General features: G+C 32.5%; 6 protein-coding genes and 1 pseudogene. All 7 read left to right on the plus strand.

Going from position 1 to position 22,844, the window contains the following annotated elements; translation table 11 throughout:
- Nucleotides 1-563 precede the first annotated feature (563 nt).
- On the plus strand, nt 564-9,314 hold the full coding sequence (locus ACJMLH_RS01775; RefSeq protein WP_405274219.1) for a DUF3344 domain-containing protein: 8,751 nt from the start codon (nt 564-566) through the stop codon (nt 9,312-9,314).
- A 59-nt stretch (nt 9,315-9,373) separates the two neighbouring features.
- Nucleotides 9,374-13,834, plus strand: a complete 4,461-nt coding sequence (locus ACJMLH_RS01780; RefSeq protein WP_405274220.1) for a DUF3344 domain-containing protein — start codon at nt 9,374-9,376, stop codon at nt 13,832-13,834.
- A 184-nt stretch (nt 13,835-14,018) separates the two neighbouring features.
- A complete protein-coding gene (locus tag ACJMLH_RS01785) occupies nt 14,019-19,223 on the plus strand; it encodes a cobaltochelatase subunit CobN (RefSeq protein WP_405274221.1) in 5,205 nt (1,734 codons plus the stop codon).
- 9 nt (nt 19,224-19,232) lie between these two features.
- A complete protein-coding gene (locus ACJMLH_RS01790; RefSeq protein ID WP_405274222.1) occupies nt 19,233-19,940 on the plus strand; it encodes a DUF2162 domain-containing protein in 708 nt (235 codons plus the stop codon).
- 9 nt (nt 19,941-19,949) lie between these two features.
- Complete coding sequence (locus ACJMLH_RS01795; RefSeq protein ID WP_405274225.1) at nt 19,950-20,591, plus strand: MotA/TolQ/ExbB proton channel family protein; 642 nt, start codon at nt 19,950-19,952, stop codon at nt 20,589-20,591.
- 12 nt (nt 20,592-20,603) lie between these two features.
- Nucleotides 20,604-20,933: a DUF2149 domain-containing protein gene (locus ACJMLH_RS01800; RefSeq protein WP_405274223.1), complete on the plus strand. Its 330-nt coding sequence runs from the start codon at nt 20,604-20,606 to the stop codon at nt 20,931-20,933.
- Between the two features lie 271 nt (nt 20,934-21,204).
- Nucleotides 21,205-22,844: pseudogene (locus tag ACJMLH_RS01805) on the plus strand (hypothetical protein); the annotation flags it as partial.

Here is a 22,844-nt window from a genome sequence, read left to right on the forward strand (position 1 = left end):
TGTCTATTTTGCTTTTTGCTGGAATTAAAGTCCACCAATGAAATAAAATTTTGAATTTTTCTTCATCTGATTTTGATTTATCTTCTAAAAATTCTCGTGCTGTTCTTCTAAACTTTTTAATTCATCATTTGACAATTCTTCAACCATATAATTCTTTATTAATAATCTAATATCTTTTTCTTTAATTATATTGAAAGGAGAATTGTAATCGCTTTTAATTGTCCTATCAATCGAATATGTTCAAAATTAGTTAAAGATTGAACAGAAAATAATACTCAATAATTTCTGCCAACACTCAAATTTTCAAAACCTCAACTTATAGAAGTCAAGTTATTTCTACAACCATAGATGAAGTTATAGAAAAGGATATATTATTTAATAAATAAAATACAATTTAATAAATATTTATATTTTTTTATTAAATGAATAATATTAATTAATAATTAGTTATTAATATTACTTTTTTATTCATTTTTTAATATCAATTGGTGGTTTTTGTGTTGCAACAAAATATTAAAAATTCGTTATTATTATTCACGTTTCTAATTATATTAGTTTCATCCATGTCATTCACGTTTGCACATGATTTGGATAATTCTACTAATGATTTGAAAATGTATACTGATAATATGATATCAATGGACCCTCAAGGGGATATAATTTTTAAAAAAGAAGGATGTACTACTGATGCAGTGTCTTTAGTAAAAGATGAAGGATTGAAAGATGATGGTCAAATAGTTGAACCAATGCCTCAAGTTGATGCTGGTGTTGTTTCAGGAGGTGTTGATTATACTGCCATTCATCCTGCTACTACATCCGGTAATTTAGTTTATACAATTCCTGAAGACATGACAAATGTTAAATCGGCAATTGTAATTGTTAATATTTATTCAGGCAGTTATGATAATACTTATGCCCTTTATTCAAATGTAACTTTGAATACCATTAACGGGCTGGAAGTATTAGGATACGAATCATTATATTTGGATAAAAATTTAGAAAATGATCCGAATGTTTACGGCATCAACAGCCATATTACTAAACAGGGCGCTGAGTTTCAAATGATTTATGATATCACGGATAAGGTCAGCAACTTGAATTCCGGGGATGAAGTAACAATTAATGTTGATAACTTTAATTATGGGTCTAAAGAGTTTGACGGAAGGATAAAATTAATTAGCTTATTGTTTGCATATGATGACGGAGACAACGACAATTATACTTACTGGTTACATGCAGGTCAATTATGGACTCTAAGTACTGCCAGTTTTGATTTTGATACAAAAAATTATGCCGGCAAAACAGATAACATTTCGTTAAGAAAAATTGTTTTAACCAGTAAGGCAGCCCATACCTATAAAATAAACAATATGGAATCTAATTATGATTCAGCAACTACTGGAGTTTTTAATTATAAAGACATTAGGTGGAATAATATTTCATCTAATTTTATTAAAGGAATGGACACCAATTTCTGGTTTGAATGTAGTGGTGCCTATAAAACCAGTACTGTTTTATTAATTGCAAGTGAAATTGAATCTTTAACAGAAGTTTATGTTGATTATTATAATGGTAATGATGGAAATGCAGGAACTGATAGCTCCAGCGCTTTTAAAACTATAGGTCGTGCTTTAAGTAAAGTTGAAGAAAATGGTATAATATATGTTAGCGGCACTAATTATTTAGATGGTGTTGGCGTTAATGGTTTAGATGTAAATAAAAATATTTCTATTATTGGTTTAGGTGGAAATGCTATTATTGATGCTAACAATAATTGTAGAATTTTTAATATTGGTGCTTGTACAGTAAACTTATCTAATTTAACATTGATTAATGCTAATGTGGTTGGCGCCAGTGATAAAAGAGGAGGCGCTTTATATGTTGATGGTGCTACATTAACTGTTAATAACTGCAAGTTCACCAATGATGTTGCAGGTTCAGGTTCAACAGATGGTAGGGCAATTTATCTAAAGTCAAGTACAACAACTATCACAAATTCTGTCTTATTGGATGGTGAAAAGAGTGTATGGGTAGATGGGGGCACAGCTTGTTTGGAAAACAATTGGTGGGGAAACACAAACACCAATAAAAATTCCAATCCGAAAAGCTTAGGATACATCAATGTAGATGTAAATTCCTACTTGTACCTTAACATTGTCATGTTCGCTAGCGGAATGGGTGTAGGCGATACTGCATCGGTTAATGTCATGTTAGTTTCAACTGAGGGCAGTGAAGTTGATGTATGCAATCTTCCAGTTAATTTAACTGCTGTAAATGGTGTTTTGAATGAATATAGCATAGTTATAATGGATGGTTTGGCTTCTAGTGAGTATACAATCACAGCTGCAGGGTCTAATTCAGTCACTGCTAATGTTTTAGGAATTCAGGATACATATACCTTATCAGCAAGTGATGTTATTTCAACTGAAGTTATTTATCTTGATTCAACTGGAGGATCAGATTCAAACTCTGGTGTTAACTGGGAAAATGCGGTTCAAACAATTGAAAAAGCAATACGTATTGTGGATGAAAATGGTGTTATTCATGTTGCAGATGGCCTTTACAGATTAAGTGATTCAACTCCAACAACAGGCATTGCCATAACCAAAAATGTTACAATCATTGGTCAGAGTATAAACTCCATTATTTCAGGCAATAATGCAAAAAGAATTTTTTCTATTGGAAAGGGCAATACGTTAAATATTGATAAGTTAACTTTAACAAATGCCTACATTACAGGTTCCGGTCAAGTATATGGTGGCGCCATTTTAATTGAGGATGAAGGAAATACTAACCCTATATCTGCCGGAAAATTAATAATATCCAATTCAGTAATATCAAATTCTTATGCTCCGTATGGTGGTGCAATCGGTACTAAATATGGATCAATTGATAATGTTAACAATGTAACCTTTATTAATAATAGTGCTAATTCTGGCGGTGTTTTATATATTCAAGGTACAGGCAGTATTTTCAAAATTGGAGATAACTGCAAATTTGTCAATAACACTGCTAATGGTCGTGGTTCTGCCATATATTCTCAATCTAAGGTAATTATAGGTAAAAACAATTTATTCTATGGAAACGATGCTTCTGGACAATATGGTTATGGTGCCATATGTTCTAATGGATTTGAGTTGGGAACAGGCAATGTATTTGCTGATAACAAGGCAGTGAAAGGCGGAGCATTATATCTTGCCGGAAATAAATATGAAGGTGCAGCTAGCTATTGTATATTTATCAATAATAGGGATTCAAATGGATGTCCTGTTGATAAACAAACAGCTAAATGTCAATTAACTCTTGATAATTGTTATTGGGGAACAAATACTCCTGATTTTAGCACTTTATGCAAGAACGGTGCAATAACCTACAATAATTATTTAATATTGACCATAACTTCAGATAACAATGAATTGCATGTGGGAGATAATGCAGTAATAAATATTGATTTAACTAAAAATCAAAATGGTGAAACTGTAGACATTGAGTCACTTCCTAATGTTGTTCCTTTAACATTCGCTGTTGCTAATGGTAATGTTAATCCTGTAAAAACAGAACTTGTAAATGGTGAGGCATCAACAATATATTCTCCTGCATTAATGGGAGAAGGTTCTGTAACCACCAATATTTATTCATTAGCCGAAACTTTCAATTTTGATGTATTGGCTGAAGTTGGAACAGTATTTGTTAATTATACTGGAGGTTTAGATACAAATGCTGGTGACGACTGGAATACTGCAGTTAAAACAATTAAACACGCTTTAGAAATAGTAGGAGAAGGTAAAACAATTTATATTGCAGATGGAATTAATTATTTGGATGATGCTGGTGTTGACGGTGTAACAGTTAATAAAAATGTAAATATTATAGGAATGGGAGATAATGTTGTTATAGATGCCAATAATAATGGTAGAATATTCAATATTGGCGATTTCATTGTTAAATTATCTAATTTAATATTTATTAATGGAAATGCGAGTAGTACTAGTAATAAACGTGGAGGCGCTTTGAATGTTAATGGTGCTACATTAACTATTGGTAATTGTGAATTCATTAATAATACTGCAGGCACCGGTTCATCATATGGTGGAGCAATCAATTTAAAATCAAGTACAACTTCTATCACTGAGTCTTATTTTGAAAATAATAATGCATTCTATTTGGGTGGCGCTATTAATGCTGAAAATAATAATGTTTTATTAAATATTTCCACTTCAACATTTAAAAACAACCTTGTTTCAGGTAGCAGCGGATTAGGTGCAGCAATTTGCTCTTATAATACTGTGATGATTGATAAATCTATATTTTATGGAAATAGCTTTGAAACTTCAGATAAAAATGGGAAATCAATCTATGAATATGGTTCAGGAAGGCTAACAGTTACTAATTCTATTTTATTGGATGGTAAAAAAAGTGTATGGGTTAATTCTGGCACTACTACTTTAAAAAATAACTGGTGGGGAAACGATGAAAGTACTAGAAGTATAAATCCGAAAGATTTGGAATACACAAATGCTGATGTAAATTCATACTTAGTTTTATCCTCTAAAATTGGGCAAGATAAGGTTTACAGAGGTGATTTGGTAACAGTAACTACTACTTTAGAAAACAATGTAGTTGAATTACCGGTAATTCTTGGATGCAATATAGGTAATATTGCTCCTATGGCTGATTTAGTCGCTACTTCTGTATCTATATATGATGCTACTGAAATTGGTGATGCAGTAATCACTATTGATGTTTTAGGCATTAAAAATGAAGTTAAATTCTCTGTAAAAGAGACACTTCCAAGAGTTTCAATCACCGATGTTAAAACCCAATGGAAAGATGGTATTTATCCTGCCGTTAACAATACTTTCACTATTATATTAGATAATGCAGAAAATGGAAATGTTGGGGGTTTAGTTCTTGAAGTTTATTCAAATGAATCAAGTGAGTTGATAGCTAGTTATAATATTGATTCGTTAGTTAGTGGAAATTCACAAATTTTAGTAACTGACCCTACAATCCGCCCAATAACCGAACAAACCGTATGGCCAGAAGCTGAAAATAATAAAATTAAATTCTCATTTAATTTAATGAGGGGTGAAGATGTAGCCTCTAGTTTAAGTGTTGATAAAATTCTTGCTTATGACGGTTATTTCAACAAAACTTATGTGTATGGCGGTCATGATAATATAATCAATAGGAATTACACAATTTCAGGAGACCTTATTATTGCAACACAGGATGTAAGTGTTTATTGTGATCAGTTTTCAAGAGAGAGAACCGAAACCTGGAATGTTCAAACACCGCAGGACGCTGAAATCGTAAAAGTCTTTTTATACTTTAACTATAACTGGGATACATCATATTATCCTAATGGCTGGAATTTAAAATTCAATGAGGCAAATCTTATAGGTACAGAGATTAGCTATGAAAAGGATAGAGGTAATCTCGGCGGATGGGGCGCATATAATTATGGTCTATTGGTCTTTGATGTAACAGATTACTACAAAGTGAATGAAGAAAATAGTTTTATTATTACTAAAACTGGTAATTGTGCATTGTACCCATCTACATTATATGTGTTATATAATGTTTCCGGCAGTAATTCTGTAAAAGACGTATATTTCTCAGATATTTGTGATGTATATTATCCTAATTACAATTATTTTGGTTATGATGATTTACTCAAGACTGTTGTTTTCTATAATGACATCAATGTAGATAATTTAGTTGATGCCACATTGTATGTATTTACAGGTTCATCTAGTGCAAAAGATAATTTAACATTTAATAATGGAGTTGTAGTTAATCCATTTAATGGCCATACAGCTAACGATTGCCGTCCATATGTTTTTAATGTAACCAGTTTTATTGAAACTGATAATGAAGCATGGTTCGTTACAAGTGTTGATTCATCAACAACAGTCGCTTACGAACAAGTTTTAGTTGTTGAAAGAAATAAGGGTAACACTTCAATAAATGTGGTTAATGATAGTGTCAAATTAGGAATTGATGATGAATTTGACATAGGCGCTACTTTAATACCTTCTAACGTTGGTGAATTAACTTATAGTAGCAGTAATGATGCTGTTGCTACAGTTGTAGATGGTAAAATTGTTGCAAAAAAAGCGGGTAATGCTGTGATTAATGTTTCATTTGCAGGCAATGTTAATTATTTAGGATCTAGCACTACTGTTAATGTCACTGTTAATAAGTTGGATGCTACTATTACTGTTTCTGATTCGTTATCTGTTGATGTTGATGGTACTGTGGATGTTGGTGTTTCTACTGATAGTGATGGTGTTTTGTCTTATAGTATTGCTGATGAGTCTGTTGCTACTGTTTCTGATGGGGGTGTTGTTTCTGGTTTGAAAGGTGGTAGTACTATTTTGAATGTTAGTGTTGCTGAGTCAGATAAGTTTAATGCTAAGTCTGTTGAGGTCGTTGTTACTGTTAATAAACTTGCTACTAATATTTATGTTGTTAATAAAACCATTGAGTTAAATACTAGTGAGGTGTTTGATATTGGTGCTGTTTTAACTCCTAATGTCGGTGAGCTGAGTTATAATACTAGTAATTCTTCAGTTGCAATAATTGATAATGGTAAGATTATTGCAGGCTCTAAGGGCGGTGCTATTGTAACTATTTCATTTGCAGGTAATGACAAGTATTTAGCATCCAAAACTATTATAAATGTTGCTGTTGATATGAAAGCTACCTGGATTGATGTGGTTAGTGATGATGTTTCTTTGTCTATTGGTGATACTTTTGATATTGGTGCTGTTTTGAGTCCTGATGTTGGTGAATTGTCTTATGTTAGTAGTAATGAGACTGTTGCTGTTGTTGAAGATGGTAGGATTGTTGCTATGAATGCTGGTAGTGCTGTTATTACTGTTTCTTTTGCTGGTAATGATAATTATGTTGCTTCTAGTGCTAATGTTGATGTGGTTGTTAATAAGGTTGTTACTAATATTTCTGTGGTTAGTGATGATGTTTCTCTGTCTATTGGTGATACTTTTGATATTGGTGCTGTTTTGAGTCCTGATGTTGGGGAATTGTCTTATGTTAGTAGTAATTCTTCTGTAGCTGTTGTTGAAGATGGTAGGATTGTTGCTATGAATGCTGGTAGTGCTGTTATTACTGTTTCTTTTGCCGGTAATGATAATTATGTTGCTTCTAGTGCTAGTGTTGATGTGACAGTTAATAAAAAATCTGTTGATATGATTGTTGATGTTGTTGTTATTGATGAATACTATCCGGGCATTGTAACTTTTAATATCCTATCTAATGTAGAGGGCATTTATAATATTATCATTGGCGATAATAATCTTGAAGTAAGTGTTGTTGATGGTTTTGGAGAAGGAACATTCAAGGAAATGAATGCAGGTAAATATAATGCTGCTGTAAGGTTCTCAGGCAACGAAATCTTTGAAGAAGCTACAATTCAAAATGAATTTGAAATTTTAAAGCAACCTGTTAACTTCACTGTTGAGTTTGGTCAAACAAATTATCTGGGCAGAGTTAATGTTTTAATCAATGGAACTTCCGGTAATTACACCATTAAAGTTAACGATGACTCTCTTGTTATAGTTGTCGATGCTAATAATGCAGGTTTAGGTGTTATTGAAGGTCTGTCTGTGGGTTCTTACAATAATGTAAATGTATCTTATGAAGGCAATGATAATATTGAATCTGCTTTCAAACTCTTTAATTTTACTGTTAATCCTCTTAATTCCAGTGTTAAAATTGATCCGGTCAATGAATCCCTTAAATATATGGGCAGCGTTAATATAACTTACACAGAAAATAATGGCAAATCAATCATTTGCGTTAAAAATAATATGGGCATTGTTGATTTCATACTTACTGATGGTAAAATTGTTTTAAAACAATTAATTGCCGGCAATTATACTGTCAGTGCTACCATTGTTGGAAATGAAAATATTTCTGGTTCTAGTGATGAAATTACATTCAATGTTGAAAGGGCAACTCCTGAATTCACATCAGTTGCATCTGAAAACAATACTGTTGGTGGAACTGTTACTATTACTGTAAATGCTCCGCATGATGCTGAGGGCAGAGTATCACTTTCAGTAGATGGCAGAATTGTTTCATCCGGCGAAAATTTAAATGATGGTTGTGCAATATTCTATGTGTCTGACTTGGAGGAAGGTACTCATTCATATATAGTAAGTTATGATGGTGATGAAAATTACATGCCTGCCGTTGATGAAAATTCCTTTGATGTGACAAAAACACATGATTCTGATAAGAGGGAAGTAAATGTAACTGTCCCTGAAACTTCTAATGATGGTATATTCAGTATCTCTTTACCTGAAGATGCTACAGGTTATTTATTGGTTGATATTGATGGTATGCAGTATTCTGTTCCAGTTGAAAATGGCAGTGCATCAGTTATACTTCTTGGATTGGCTCCCGGAAATTATAGCGTAAATCTTACATACACTGGTGATGATAAGTATGATTCTATAACAAAAACAGCTAATTTAACTATCAATTCAAACAGTTATAATAATGTTTTAACTATTCCTGAGAATACAGAGACTGATTCAATAACATACTCAATTAACTTGCCTGATGATGCCGGTGGATCTCTTGAAGTTTATGTTGATGGAAAGAAATATAATGCCAGTTTAAATAATGGATTTGCCAGTGTTAATGTTCTTAATTTATCTGAAGGCAATCATAATGTAACTGTTATATACACCGGTGATGGTAAATACTCTAAAGTGTTAAAATCTATTACTTTAAATGTGAAAGTTCCGGTATATAAAATTACAAAGAACAAAAATATTTCCGTTACCTATTCAAATAGTAAATATTACAGAGTTCGCATAACTAAAGATGGCAAATCTGTGGGTGCTGGTGAAAGTGTTACTATCACATACAACGGTAAAAAAACCACAGTTAAAACAGATAGCAACGGATATGCAAAATTAAAACTTAAAACCAATATTAAAGTTAAAACATATATCATTAAGGCAAAATATAAGGATGTAAGCGTATCCAATAAAGTTAAAATTAAACATGTTATAAAAGCATATAACAAAAAAGTAAAAAAACATAGCGGTTTAAATGTAAAAATTTCCTTGAAGAAAGTTAATGGAAAATATCTTAAATATAAGAAAATAAAAGTTAAATTTAGAGGAAAAATTTACAAAATCAAAACAAATAAGAAAGGTGTAGCAATTTGGAAAATTAAAAAGTCAATGGTAAAAAATCTTAAAGTTGGTAAAAGTTATACATATAAAATTACTTATGGAAAGGATGTTTTAAATAAAAAAATAACTATTAAAAGATAAAGATTTTTGGAAGTATAAATTTACTTCTTTTTTAATTTAGGGAAATAATTGGTGATTAAATGAAATATAAAAAAATTGTTTTGGTTTTATTATTGATTTCATTGATTTTTTTAAGCATTGAATCAATTTCGGCTGAAAATGTCATGGAATCCATGGCCAATGATACTGCAACAAGTGATTTTAATCTTGACGGAGGGAGTATAGATTCAGATACTTTTGATCAAGAATTACAAGATGTATTGTCAAGTACAAATGAAGAGTTAATGTCTGATATGAGTAAAGATCCAATGCCAAATATTGAAACAGGTGTTGTCTCTGGAGGTGTAGATTTTACAAATATTCATCCATGGGCACCTTCTGATGCGGTTAATGGTAATAAAGGAAAAATAACTTATAAAATTCCTTCTTCTGCAACTAATATTAAATCTGCTTATATTTATGTCAATATTTATTCCGGAAGTGGAAATTCTGATGTTTATGGATTGCATTCTAACGTTACTTTAACTACTGATTCAACAGTAACATTAGGTTGTGAGAACTTAACATTCACCGGCAATCAACAGGATGACCCTACTGTTTATATTATTAATGACCATATTACCAAAGTGTATTCTGATTACATGATTTTTTATAATGTAACAGATTTACTTCAGGGATTGAATGGAACTTCAGTATCTGTCGATGTTCTTTCTTATCCTATGGCCGGGAAAAGTTTTGATGGTAGAATTAAATTGATATCATTATTTGTTGCTTGGGATGATGGTGATAGTGATGAAATTTATTATTGGTTAAATGCAGGTCAAGCATGGACAAATGATGTTCAAAATGGCATATCCCATAAATTTGAAAATATAGGAGATCTTGATTTTAGTGAAAAGCAGTCTACTCTAATTAATGTAGCCGCTTCGAGTACTGACGCATTTTATTTAATCAATGGCATGCCCTTCTTTTCTGAAAATGATGCTGATGAGTATATAAACGGTGCATATTATCAATATCATAAATGGGATGTAAGTAATTATGTTGAACCGGGCACTTTGGAATTAGGTTATAAAGCAATTGGAGGAGCTTATGGTCCTTCTTTTAAGAATTTAATATCTATCTTGTTAATTCAGGATATTCCAAAATATGATGATACTGTTCAGATTTCATTAACACCTGAATTTAATGAAATTCCTTCTGCTTATGCAGGTACAAACAATACTTTAACCATTAAAATTACTGCTAAAGAAGGAAATTATGTTATTAGACTTTTGGCCGATGGTAAAATTGTTAATAAAACTGAAAAGAATTTAAATGAAGGAATCAATACTTTATTGTTAACTGACCCGACTATCAGACAAGTTGATGAATCAACTGTAAACGGTGCTGAAAATAAAAAAGTTAATTATACTGTTCAAGTTTTATCAAAAGGTAATATTCTTAATTCTTCTTCAATCAGTATTCCTATTTTGTATAATGGTAATTTAGGTAAGGATTTGGCTTATCCTACAGAGGGAATTAATTCTTTCTTAAATATTACTGTTAATGGAGATATTGTTATTGCTCCTCAAAATTATTCAAATTATATAAGTGCAAATGTTCTTAACAGGACTGAAGTTTGGGATGTTAATTTGGATGCAAATTCAAATATTGTAAAATCATTTATTTACATACCTTACTATGAATTCAATTCCAAATCTTATCCTGAAGATGAGAATATGTTTAAAGTTGCATTCAATGATGTAAATGTTATTCCGATTGCATTTTATAGAGATCAAAGTAATTTAGGCAGAAGCTATTATTCAGGTTATGGTGTATTAGTTTATGATGTGACTGATTTAATTAGAAATGGAAAAAATTACTTGAAACTAAATAAGGAGTTTGATACCCCTGCAGTTTATCCAAGTGCACTGATTTATATGTATAATACTACTGGAAGCAGTTCCATTAAAGAAATTTATATCTATAATGGTGCAGATTTACTGGAAGCCATTTCAAGTAATGTTGCAGAAAGAACAGTGCATACAGATACATCAATCAATGTTAATTCAAAATTAACTTCAAATGCAACTCTTTATGTTTTTGCAGCGGGTCCACAGTCTGATGAGGGAGATTTAATATTCAATGGTGAAAAATACAAAAATATTTGGAATGCAACAAGTTCTTCTTATGAAGTATACTCTTTAGACGTTACTGATAGTCTAAAGGATAGCAATTCTGTTTCATTCGTATCAACAGGATATAGAATAATAGCATTGCAGCAAATTATGGTTCTTGAAAAAAATTTAGAGGAGTTAGGAATTTCTTTAGAAAGTGAATATCCAAATACTTGCTATGCAGGTACAAACAACTACATAACCGTAAATCTCGATGCTGTTAAGAATAATAAGGTAATTGCCAGATTGTTGGCTGATGGAAAAGTTGTAGATGAATGTGAAATTGATTTAGTTTATGGATTAAATAATTTTACATTTGTTGATCCTACTATTAGGCCAGTTGATGAGTTCACGGTTAATGGAGCTGAAAATAAAAAAGTCAATTACACTGTTGAGGTGTCATCTAATGGTAATTTAATAAATTCATCTTCTGTTGTTCTTCCTATTTTGTATAACGGGTATTTAGGTAAAGATTTGGCTTATCCTGTCGGTGGCATTGACTCATTTTTAAATATAACAGTAAATGGGGATATTGTTGTTGATGTTAAGGATGATTCATCTTATCTTGGCGATTTTGATATTAAACGTAATGATGTTTGGAATGTTAACTTAGATAGTAAATCCAGTGTTGTCAAAGCTTTAGTTTATGTTCCTTACAGTTCAGCTAATATAAACCTTATACAGGAAAATGACATGTTCAATGTTAAATTCAATGGCAATAATGTTGCAGCTCTTCAGTTGTATAGGGATCAGAATAATTTGGACAAATACGGCAAATATGGTCATGGTTTAGTGGTTTATGATGTAACAGGTCTTTTGAAAAATGGTGAAAACACATTTGAATTAAATAAGGCTCAACCTACTCCAAAGGTTTATCCATCTACATTAATTTACATGTACAATACTACAGGCAGCACACTAATTAAAAATATTTATATTTCTAACGGCGCAGATTTACTTTCAAGTGATTCTAATAGATTAGTTCACATTGATTCAACAATAAACGTTGATTTTATCAAGGATGTTGCTAAATTACATGTCTTTGCAGCTAATGCTCAAGATAGGGATGGAGATATTGTTTTCAATGGTAAACTCTATGAAAATGTTTGGAAAGGCAATGAATTTAGTACAGAGTTATACACTTTAGATATTTCCAACACTATAAAAAATACTAATGAAGTTTCATTTGTAGCTAAAAATGATACAATACTGGCCTTACAGCAGATAATTGTAACTACTCAAAAATCTCAAAGTCAGGTTGTCGCATCTGATTTAACAGTATTTTATGATAGTGATAGTTCGTTAGTTATCGGTTTAGATAATGGAAATGGTAATGTTATTCCTAATGCAGAGCTAAATGTTGTTTTCAATGGTAATTCAACTGTTTTAACTACAGATAAAGATGGTCAAGTTAGTTTAGCTATTCCTTCCACATTACTTCCGAATTCATATGATGTAAGTATTTCATATTTGGGTGATGATAATTACATAAAATCATCTAAAGATATTAAAGTAATTGTTGAAAAGGTCCCTACTCAAATTAATGCATCTGATTTGACAATCCCTTATAATACGAATGCTTCTTTAATTGTTAGTTTAAGTGATGCTAATGGTAATGTTATTCCTAATGCGGAGCTAAATGTTGTTTTCAATGGTGATTCAACTGTTTTAACTACAGATAATGGTGGTAAAATTACTTTGCCTATTTCAGCCGGTTTGATTCCAGATACCTATGGAATTGTTATTTCATTTAAAGCCAATCAAACTCATAAGGAATCATCTATGACTATAAATCTTGTAGTTGAGAAAATACCTACTCAAATTACTCCTAATGAAATAACAGTAGTCTACAATACAAATAATAAAAAGACAGTTGCCACCTTAAACGATACTGATGGAAATGCAATTGCCAATGCTAAGGTTACTGTTGACTTAAATGGTGTTAAAAAAGAGGTTATTACTGATAAAAATGGTCAAGTTATTTTGAATGTCCCGTCAAAGTTAGTTCCTAAAACTTATACTGCTACTGTTTCTTTCGATGGTAATATCACTCATGCTAAATCATCTGCCAGCAGTAAAGTTGTAGTTAAAAAAGCTAGTGTTAAATTATCTGCTTCAAAGAAAACCTACAAATTAAGTGTTAAAACTAAAAAATACACTGTTACCTTAAAGAACAATAAAGGTGCAGTGATGAAAAAAGTAACACTCACCCTAAAGGTCAACGGTAAGACATACAAAGCGACTACTACTTCTAAAGGTAAAGCTACATTTAAAATAACTAAATTAACTAAAAAAGGTAAATTTGATGCTACAATTACTTTCAAAGCTACAAAATACTTTAATAAATCAGTGAAAAAAGTTAAAATAACTGTTAAAAAATAGGGATTTATGTCTCTATTTTTCAATTTTTTTTTTAAATTTGTCATTATTGTTATCAAAAGAGGGAAATTGTTGAAGTTGTCATGATAATTAATTATTACTCCCTTATGGGGTTTTTTAATACTTTACATATATTTATTAATAATTATCAATAAATTTTTTATTAATATTTATTTGATGTGGTAGAATGTTCAAAATTAATAAAAAAATTGTTTTGATTTTCATCATTATCGGACTAATATTTGTTTCGTCGCAAATGGTTTTTGCTCAAAATGATAATGAAACAAATTTAGAATTAAATTCTAATTCCGCTAATGTTATTGAGGTTCAAACAAATGATGATTATCAGTTAAATGGAATTTCTGATGATAATAATAACCTATGCAGTGATAATGCTAATTTAAATAATGAAAAACTTTCATCATCCGATAATTTAACTATCTTTCTTGTCAGTGATAATCCTGGAACTAATATTTTAGATGCTGCATGTAAAGAATTGTATGATGAATATGATTTAAAAAATGTAAATTTAGTTGTAAGAAGCGGTTATCAGGTTAAAGAAATGGATGAAACTGAATTCGCCCGGCTGTTATATGATTGCGATGCATTTGTTGGAGAATGGATTAGTGCCGATGTTGATGCAGTTTTAACCAGTGTTTTAAGTAAAGATTCTACTTTATCCAATAAAAAAATGTTCTTTATTTTGGAACCTCCTGTTGGTAATTTGAATTCTGAATCTTCTTCTATCGAATTAATTAAACAGTCCACATTAAATTATAATAAAATTTTTAATTCATTTTCTAATGAAGAGTTAATAGCCTATTTCCAAAGTACAAAAAGAGGAACTACCTATACTGATGTAGAACAGGCAATAAAAAATTATGGTTCAGATTTCAATGAGATGTTTAATCAGATGGTTCTTTATAAAGACATTCATGATAAGGATAATTTAAAAAATCAGATTTTATATGTATTAAATTATTTTGGTATGGATATTCCATACAAGGAACCTGCCTTTAGAGATTCTAAACTATATGGAATATATAGGGATAAATGGTATTCTTTAGATGAGTATATGAATACTTTTTTCAAGCCTGAAAATAATCGTACAATCGGTATTTTGGAAAGTACTATGTATATTTCATCCCAACAATTACATCCGTGCAATGCAATAATGGAATATTTTGAATCAAATGGATATAATGTCATTCCAGTTTTTGCTGCCGGAGCGACTCCTGAACAATTAAGGGTAATGGTCGAATCTTTTACCAGTGCAGGAAGTGACATATCCGGTTTCATTGCCAATTCATCTAATTATGATATTTACGTTGATGCAATCATATCTGTTGTTGCATATGGTGTTGGTGGAGAAAACTTCACAGTAACAAATAAATTTTTTGAAGAGATAGGTGTTCCCGTATTTAGAGCTGTCCATTCAGATTATGTTTCTAATGAACAATGGGAATTGGGAACAAGTGGTTTAACAACAGAAAAAAGTGATAAATGGTGGCATGTAGCTATTGCCGAAGCTCAAGGAATAATTGATGCGACATTCATTGGCGGTGCTTCAAGTTACATATCCAATACTACCGGCGCCAGAATTGTAACTTATATTCCTCATCAGGGAAATGTTGAATTGTTATGTGAAAGGATTGATTCATGGGTTGATTTGCAGTACATGTCCAATAGTGAAAAACTCATTTCTTTGATTTATTATAATTACCCGCCTGGAAAGCAGAATATCGGGTCAAGTTATTTGGACACCATAACAAGTATTTATAACATGCTTTATTCTTTAAAAGCATCCGGATATAATGTTGGCAAGTTGCCTTCAAACGTATCCGAGTTAGAAAATTTAATGTTAAAATGCGGAATCAATGTAGCTACTTGGGCTCCTGGGGAACTTGAAAAATTAGCAAACCAGTCAGACGTGGTTTTATTGCCTGTTAGCGAATATACAGATTGGTTTGAAACCTTGCCTGAAATTGTTAAAATCCAAGTTAAAGAAGGACCTATTCCTTACATTGGAGAATTAGCTAAAAGGTCTGTTGAATTAAACTACACAGTAACTATTGGCGATACAATTGATGATTGGTATAATCAGATTGTTTCTTTACTTCCTGAAAATAAGTCTGCAGAAGCCACAAAAGTATTGGATAACATTGTTCGAGCTTTAAAAGATTATACAGCTACTCATGATTATGAATATTATAATTTATTCTTAAGCTATTATGAAGAATTTAAGCAATTGAATATTGATGGATTGACTGGTTGGGGCGAATCTCCAGGTAATGTCATGGTTGTTAATAGAAATGGAACTGATTACTTTGTTATTCCTGGTTTAACATTTGGAAATATTTTTGTAGCTCCAGAACCGCAAAGAGGATGGGAATCCGATATTGAAAATCTTTATCACTGTACTGCAGTTGCGCCTACTCATCAATATTTGGCCGCATATTATTATATGCAGACCTATCATCCAAATGCAATGGTCTTTACAGGAAGACACGCAACTCACGAATGGCTGCCCGGAAAGGAAATTCTTTTATCATCCACAGATTACGGATCTGTTGTTGTAGGCGAAGTGCCTCAATTATACTTCTATATTACTGATGGTTTAGGAGAAGCTATTCAAGCTAAAAGAAGAGGATTTGCAGTTTTAATTTCTCACTTAACTTCTCCGTTATCATATACTCATTTATATGGTAATTTGACTGTTGCAGCAAAGTTGGTTGACCAGTATTTAAATGCAAAGAATCAGAGTTCAAAAAATGAAATAAGCGGTCAATTACGTAATTTAATTATAGACAATGATTATTCTATGAATCTTGGATTAAAAAAAGAAGAAGTTTCAAATCTGACTTCTGATTTGCTTGTTGAAAAAGTAAATAATTTCTTAATATCAACCCAGTCTACAATTTATCCTTTAGGGCTTCATGCTATTGGACAATATTGGAACGAGCAAGATTTGGCAAGCACTGTTAGTGTAATGATGTCATTTGACTTTACTTTGCCGAATAATAAGGGAGAAACCAATCTATTTGATGAAATTTCCAAATATTACTATTCTTCCAAATATGAAAGTTTATCCTCTTTCCAAAGGGAATTTGTATCAAACAAAGCCTATGATATCTGTAAAGCTTTAATTTACTGGGATATTGAAACTGTACAGTACGTATTATCAGATTCAAATAACGATTTCAATAATTCTAACTTGTTGGCCTGTCTGGATTTGGCTAAAAAATATATTCAGTTAATTAATGATAGTATTCAAAGTGAATTGGATGCGATGCTTGATGGTTTAAATGGCAGATATATTCCAATTAGTGAAGGTGGAGAAATTATTGCAAAACCTCATATCATGCCTACTGGTAGAAACATGTTCCAGGATCAATCCTGTGAGCTTCCAACCAAAGAAGCATATGAATACGCTAAAACACTCGCACTTTTAACCTTGTCAGGTTTAAATGACACCACTGAAAAGATTATCATGGGAATCTGGTGTGTTGAAACTGCAAGAGATGATGGTGCTTTGGTTGCAAGCGTTCTTTATTTGCTTGGAATGAAACCTGTTTGGACAGATTCCCCAAGTGCAGGTATTGACCAGAACCATGACCATGATGACGAATCCACAACTGGTAAAAAAGTTAAAAACATGCCGGAATATGTTAAATTGGTTGATTTGGACCGTCCTGAAGGATGGGCTAAAAAGAGAATTGACGTAACAGTAATTACAAGTGGTCTGTTTAGGGATTTATACTCTTCACAATCTATTCTTATGGATAATGCATTTAGAGTTGCACTAGCAAGATCCTATCTGACCATTACCTCCAATAAGACCTTAATGGAAAGTGAATATGGTCCTCAAGTAAAAGAAGCTATTGATTATATTATGGAAGGAATAGGATATTATGGTGTTAGTGGTGCCTATAGGGAATCTTTAGAAGATAACTATGTGGCAAAACACTGGCTTAATGATTGCCTGTATTATTTAAGCATTGGCTATAACGCAACTTATGCAGGTGAATGTGCTATTACAAGAATTTTTGCACCTCCAAATGGAGATTACGGTGCAGGCATATCTAAATTGGTTTCAATGTCATGGACTTGGAATACCACTGAAGAATTGGCCGATTTCTATTTGGGAAGAATGGGTAACATGTATTCTAAAAACTACTGGGGAGATACAAATCCACTAGTATTTTTAAGAGCATTATCCAATTCAGATACAATTGTAGCCAGTCGTAACACTAATCAGTATGGTGTTCTTGATAATGATGACTTCTTTGACTATTGGGGAGGGCTGTCCATGACTGTTGAACAAATCTCAGGTAAAGCTCCTAACTTCAACGTTCTGATGTATGCTAATAAGAACACTCCCTACATTGCATCTCTAGAAGAAGTGATGTATCAAGAGATTGCATCAAGATACGATAATCCTGAATGGATTAAAGGAATGATGAAAGAAGGTTATAGTGGGGCCCGTTACATGTCAAATAAATTTGTAACCAATTTATACGGTTGGCAAGTTACCAGACCTTCAGCAGTAAGTGATGACTTATGGAACAGAGTTTATGATACTTATTTCAATGATAAATACAATGTGGGAGTTACAGATTGGTTGAAAAGCGGAAATAATGCATATTCATTTATATCCATGGGCGGAACAATGCTGACCAGCATCAAAGAAGGTTACTGGAAGGCTAATGATGCAACAATAAAAAATATTGCTAACTCATGGGCTCAAGCTACAGTAACAAGCGGCGTAGCATGTTGTGACTGTAGTTGTGGTAATATTGCAATGATGCAATGGGCTGTTCAATATGTAAATCCAGATATATTGGCACAACTGTTGCCAAAATTATACGAAGCTACTAAAAATCCTGTATTTTTAAATAATACTCAAAATGCTCAACCGCAAGATGTTGAAGATACTTCTAATGTCGATCCTTCATCTCCGAATCCGCAAGAAGGTTCAGATTCATCATCAACAGTACCTTCAAATGCCACTACAAATACTCAAAGTAATTCAAAAAGCAGTACCAGTTCACAAAGTTCAGGCAATTCACAAGGTCAGGCAGCTTCAAATGTAGGTACCAATGGTCAATCTGGCAATCCTCAAGGTCAGGCAGCTTCAAACACTGGTGAAGCTAGTGAAATCAGTGATGTCAGTGAAGCTGGTGATTCATCTTCACAGGGGGCAGATGTTAAAAAATCAATAGAAATAAATCCAATCACTTCACAATCCGCAAGTGAAGTCGGTTTGTCTATAATAGCAGTTCTTGGAATATTATGTTTAATAGGTGTAATTGGATTAGGATACTTCAGAAATAGGGATGAAGAAGAAAAGATTAATGATTTAGATAAATTATTCAATGAAAAAATTATTTAAGGTGTTTAAATGGATGCAATAAGTTTATTATGGCAATTAGGAATTTTATCGGCTGTTTTAATTTTCGGAATTAAACTGGGGTTAGCTACCGGTTTGGCCAACATGTCAAAAAGATATCTTGCTGTGGTTTCAATAGGATATGGAGCAGGAGTTCTGATTTTGACTGAAATTGCTTCATTTTTTACAACACAAATTACCGATTTAATTTATACTTATAATTTTGAATTCTTTTTAATCATGGCTGTAATCATGATTCTGGCAGGAATTTTCACAATAAGGGAATACAAGGTATTTGAAAGAAACACTACCGCTGCAACATGCATGGCAATCGTTGCACCTTGTCCTTGCTGTTTCGGGTCAATTCTTGTAAGCATATTGCTGGTGGCTCCAACTATTGGTTTGGGGCTTATGAATTTGAGCCTTATTGTTGCTTTGGCATTGGTTTTGACAATTGTCGTAACCTATTTTGCATCAAATTATCTTATCAGGTTCATCAACAAACCTTATCCGATTGTTTTGGGAAACTTCATGTTCTTTTTGGGAATCTATTTCCTTTTATCAGCACTGTTCCTTCCGAACATAACTGCAATGATTCAAAGTCCAATGGAGGCCATTTCAATTGCATCTGTTGATAATGTAAGTATTGCAATAATCGTTATTTTGGCCATAATGGCTATTGGTGGAATTATTTCAAAGAAAAATACAAATTTCAGGTGATTATTAATGGTGACAACTATTCCAGGCAGTGAAATATTAACCTCTGGGCTGAATATGATTTCCCAGAGCCTGCAGATTCCGGTTATAATATTTTTGGTTCTTTTTGCAATCTTTGCAGTAATTACTCTGGGAGGTCTTGTTGCTGAATATACCTCCCGAAGAAAGATTTCAGTCGATTCGCTTGAAAAAATTATCTATAGTATATCTAATGCGTCATCAAATGAGGAAATTTTAAACATCATCAAAAATTCTAGGATATATGAGTCACAAAAAGTAATCTTGATTAAAATTCTGCGTGCAGATTCATTGTCAAATGAATCTAGACATACCCTGGCCAAAAAGCTCATTGAGGCTGAGGAAAACAAGTTCACCAAAAAGATTGAAAAGACTGATATCGTAACCCGTATCGGTCCGACCTTGGGACTGATGGGTACTTTGATTCCGATGGGTCCGGGTCTTGCAGCATTGGGTGCAGGAGATGTCAATACATTGGCCAATGCGATTATCGTTGCTTTCGATACTACTGTTGTAGGTATCGGTTCCGGTGCTGTTGCATATGTCGTATCCAAGATAAGGCGCAGATGGTATGAGGAATATCTATCAGATTTGGATGCATTGGCAGATACAGTATTGGATAAATTGAAAAGATAGGAGTTTTTGGCAATGGTTCGTGAAAAAAACAGAAAAAGATTCGCTGAAGGCGAAGAAGATCCGATGGCAGGAACTTCAAACCTTGTAGATGCAATGTTGGTAATTGCAGTGGGACTTCTGATTTTTGTTGTAATCAGCTGGAATATGCAAAGCGTTGTTTTTCAGGATAGCCAGCAGCAAAAACCTATTGAACAGAACTCTCCCGATGTGACTGAAGTCAGTGAAGGACAGGTCCTCAATGAAACCCCTGACACTTCCAACGATTCCGGACAGGGATACATGGAAATGGGTAAGGTCTATAAGGACCCTTCAACGGGAAAACTGATTATGGTTGAAGGATAAATATCTTTCATAATTTTTCTTTTTTTTCCTTTTGTATTACTTTTTTTTACTTTTTTTATAATTTGTATTACTTTTATTCTTTTTTTTTGATTTTTGAGTATTATTTTTTCCTTATTTTGGACAATAAAGTAATAATATGGTTAATTTTATATATTCTATTTTTATAATAATAATTATATGCATATTCGTATTATGCATTTATTACTAGTGGATAGATTTTTATTATTTTTTTAATGTTCACTTGTTTTATTTAAAAAATAGGAGGAATAATTTGCGAAATAAGGTTAAAATTTCATTGTTATTATTAACACTGTTATTTGTCCTGGTTTTATCCATCTCTTCTACTTTTGCAGTAGATGTGGATAATTATACGAACGAATTAACGGTTCTTAATGATGATGAATCTATTTCAATAGAAAATGTAGAAACTGGACTTGACGATACGTCCGGTGTGAATGTCGAAAAAGATAACAGTCGTTCAAATTTAAGTGCGTCTGTTAGTGAAAATGGAAAATTAGGTTATTCTCAGTCTACTTCTAATGCATATATCAAATTTGATCAACAAGATATAACCATAAATGAAGGAGAAAGTGTAACAATCTCCGGAGGGCTAGTAGCAGGTAATAATGCTCAAGATCCGGGAGGTGCAGACTTTGAGTTAAAAGTAACATATGATGGTAAAGAGACTTATACAGCTTTAAACAATCATAGGTTTACTCTGACCCTTCCTGCTTCACATTTTGTTGCAAGCAAGTCTCCATATCAAATTAATTTTGAACCTGAAGATTCATTTGAATATGTAATGTCGTATGTAGAGGAAGGGGGTAATCCGGAAATGGTTAAGTCTTGGGTTATTGTAACAGTTAACAGTGCTACTTTTAATGAAGCATATGTTAATTATGCCAGCGGTAATGATAATAATAATGGAAGAAGTACAAGCACAGCATTTAAAACAATTGAACATGCTTTAAGCGAAATCGATGACGGAGGTACAATATATATCAGTGGCACTTATGAATTGGATGGCGTTGGCGTCAACGGTATAAGCATTAATAAAAACATTAATATTGTCGGTTTAGGCGATGATGCTGTTATTGATGCGGATAATAACTGTAGAATATTCAATATCGGTGCTTACACAGTTGCCTTATCTAATTTGGCATTTGTCAATGGTAATGCGGCAAGCACTAGTGATAAAAAAGGTGGTGCTTTATATGTTAACGGCGCTACATTAACTGTCAATAACTGTAAATTCATAGATAACACTGCAGGTACCAGCTCATCCTACGGTGGTGCAATTAACCTAAAATCAAGTACAACAACCATTACAGATTCCTATTTCGAAGGCAACACCGCACTCTATACAGGCGGTGCAATAAACACTGAAAACACCAATATCAAATTAGAAATCAGTGGAACAACTTTCACTGAAAACGGCCTTACAAATAGCGGATGGTCATATGGAGGAACAATTTGCGCATATGCTACTGTGACAATTGACAAATCCATATTCTATGGCAATGTACTAGCCAATACAAATGGTAGAAGTATAAACATGTACAGTGGTAGTTTAACAATCTCCAATTCCGTTTTACTGGATGGTGAAGGCTCTGTAAAATCAGCAGCAAGCTCAACAACCATTGATAATAACTGGTGGGGAAACAACGAAGCTACAATGGATTCCAATCCAAAAGACTTAGGATACACAGATAAAGATGTAGACTCATACCTATACCTTTGCATGTCTACTCCTGCTTCAGATTTAAGAATCAACACTCCAATTGACATCGATGTCGAATTTGTTTCAAATGCTGGAGATGCTGTCGATTTACCTGATCTTACTGCAACTCTTTCTTCATCTCAAGGAACATTTGACCAGGACAGTCTGACTTTAACTGGCGGTGCAGGAGA

The organism is Methanobrevibacter sp. (assembly GCF_045116495.1).
Lineage (GTDB): Archaea > Methanobacteriota > Methanobacteria > Methanobacteriales > Methanobacteriaceae > Methanocatella.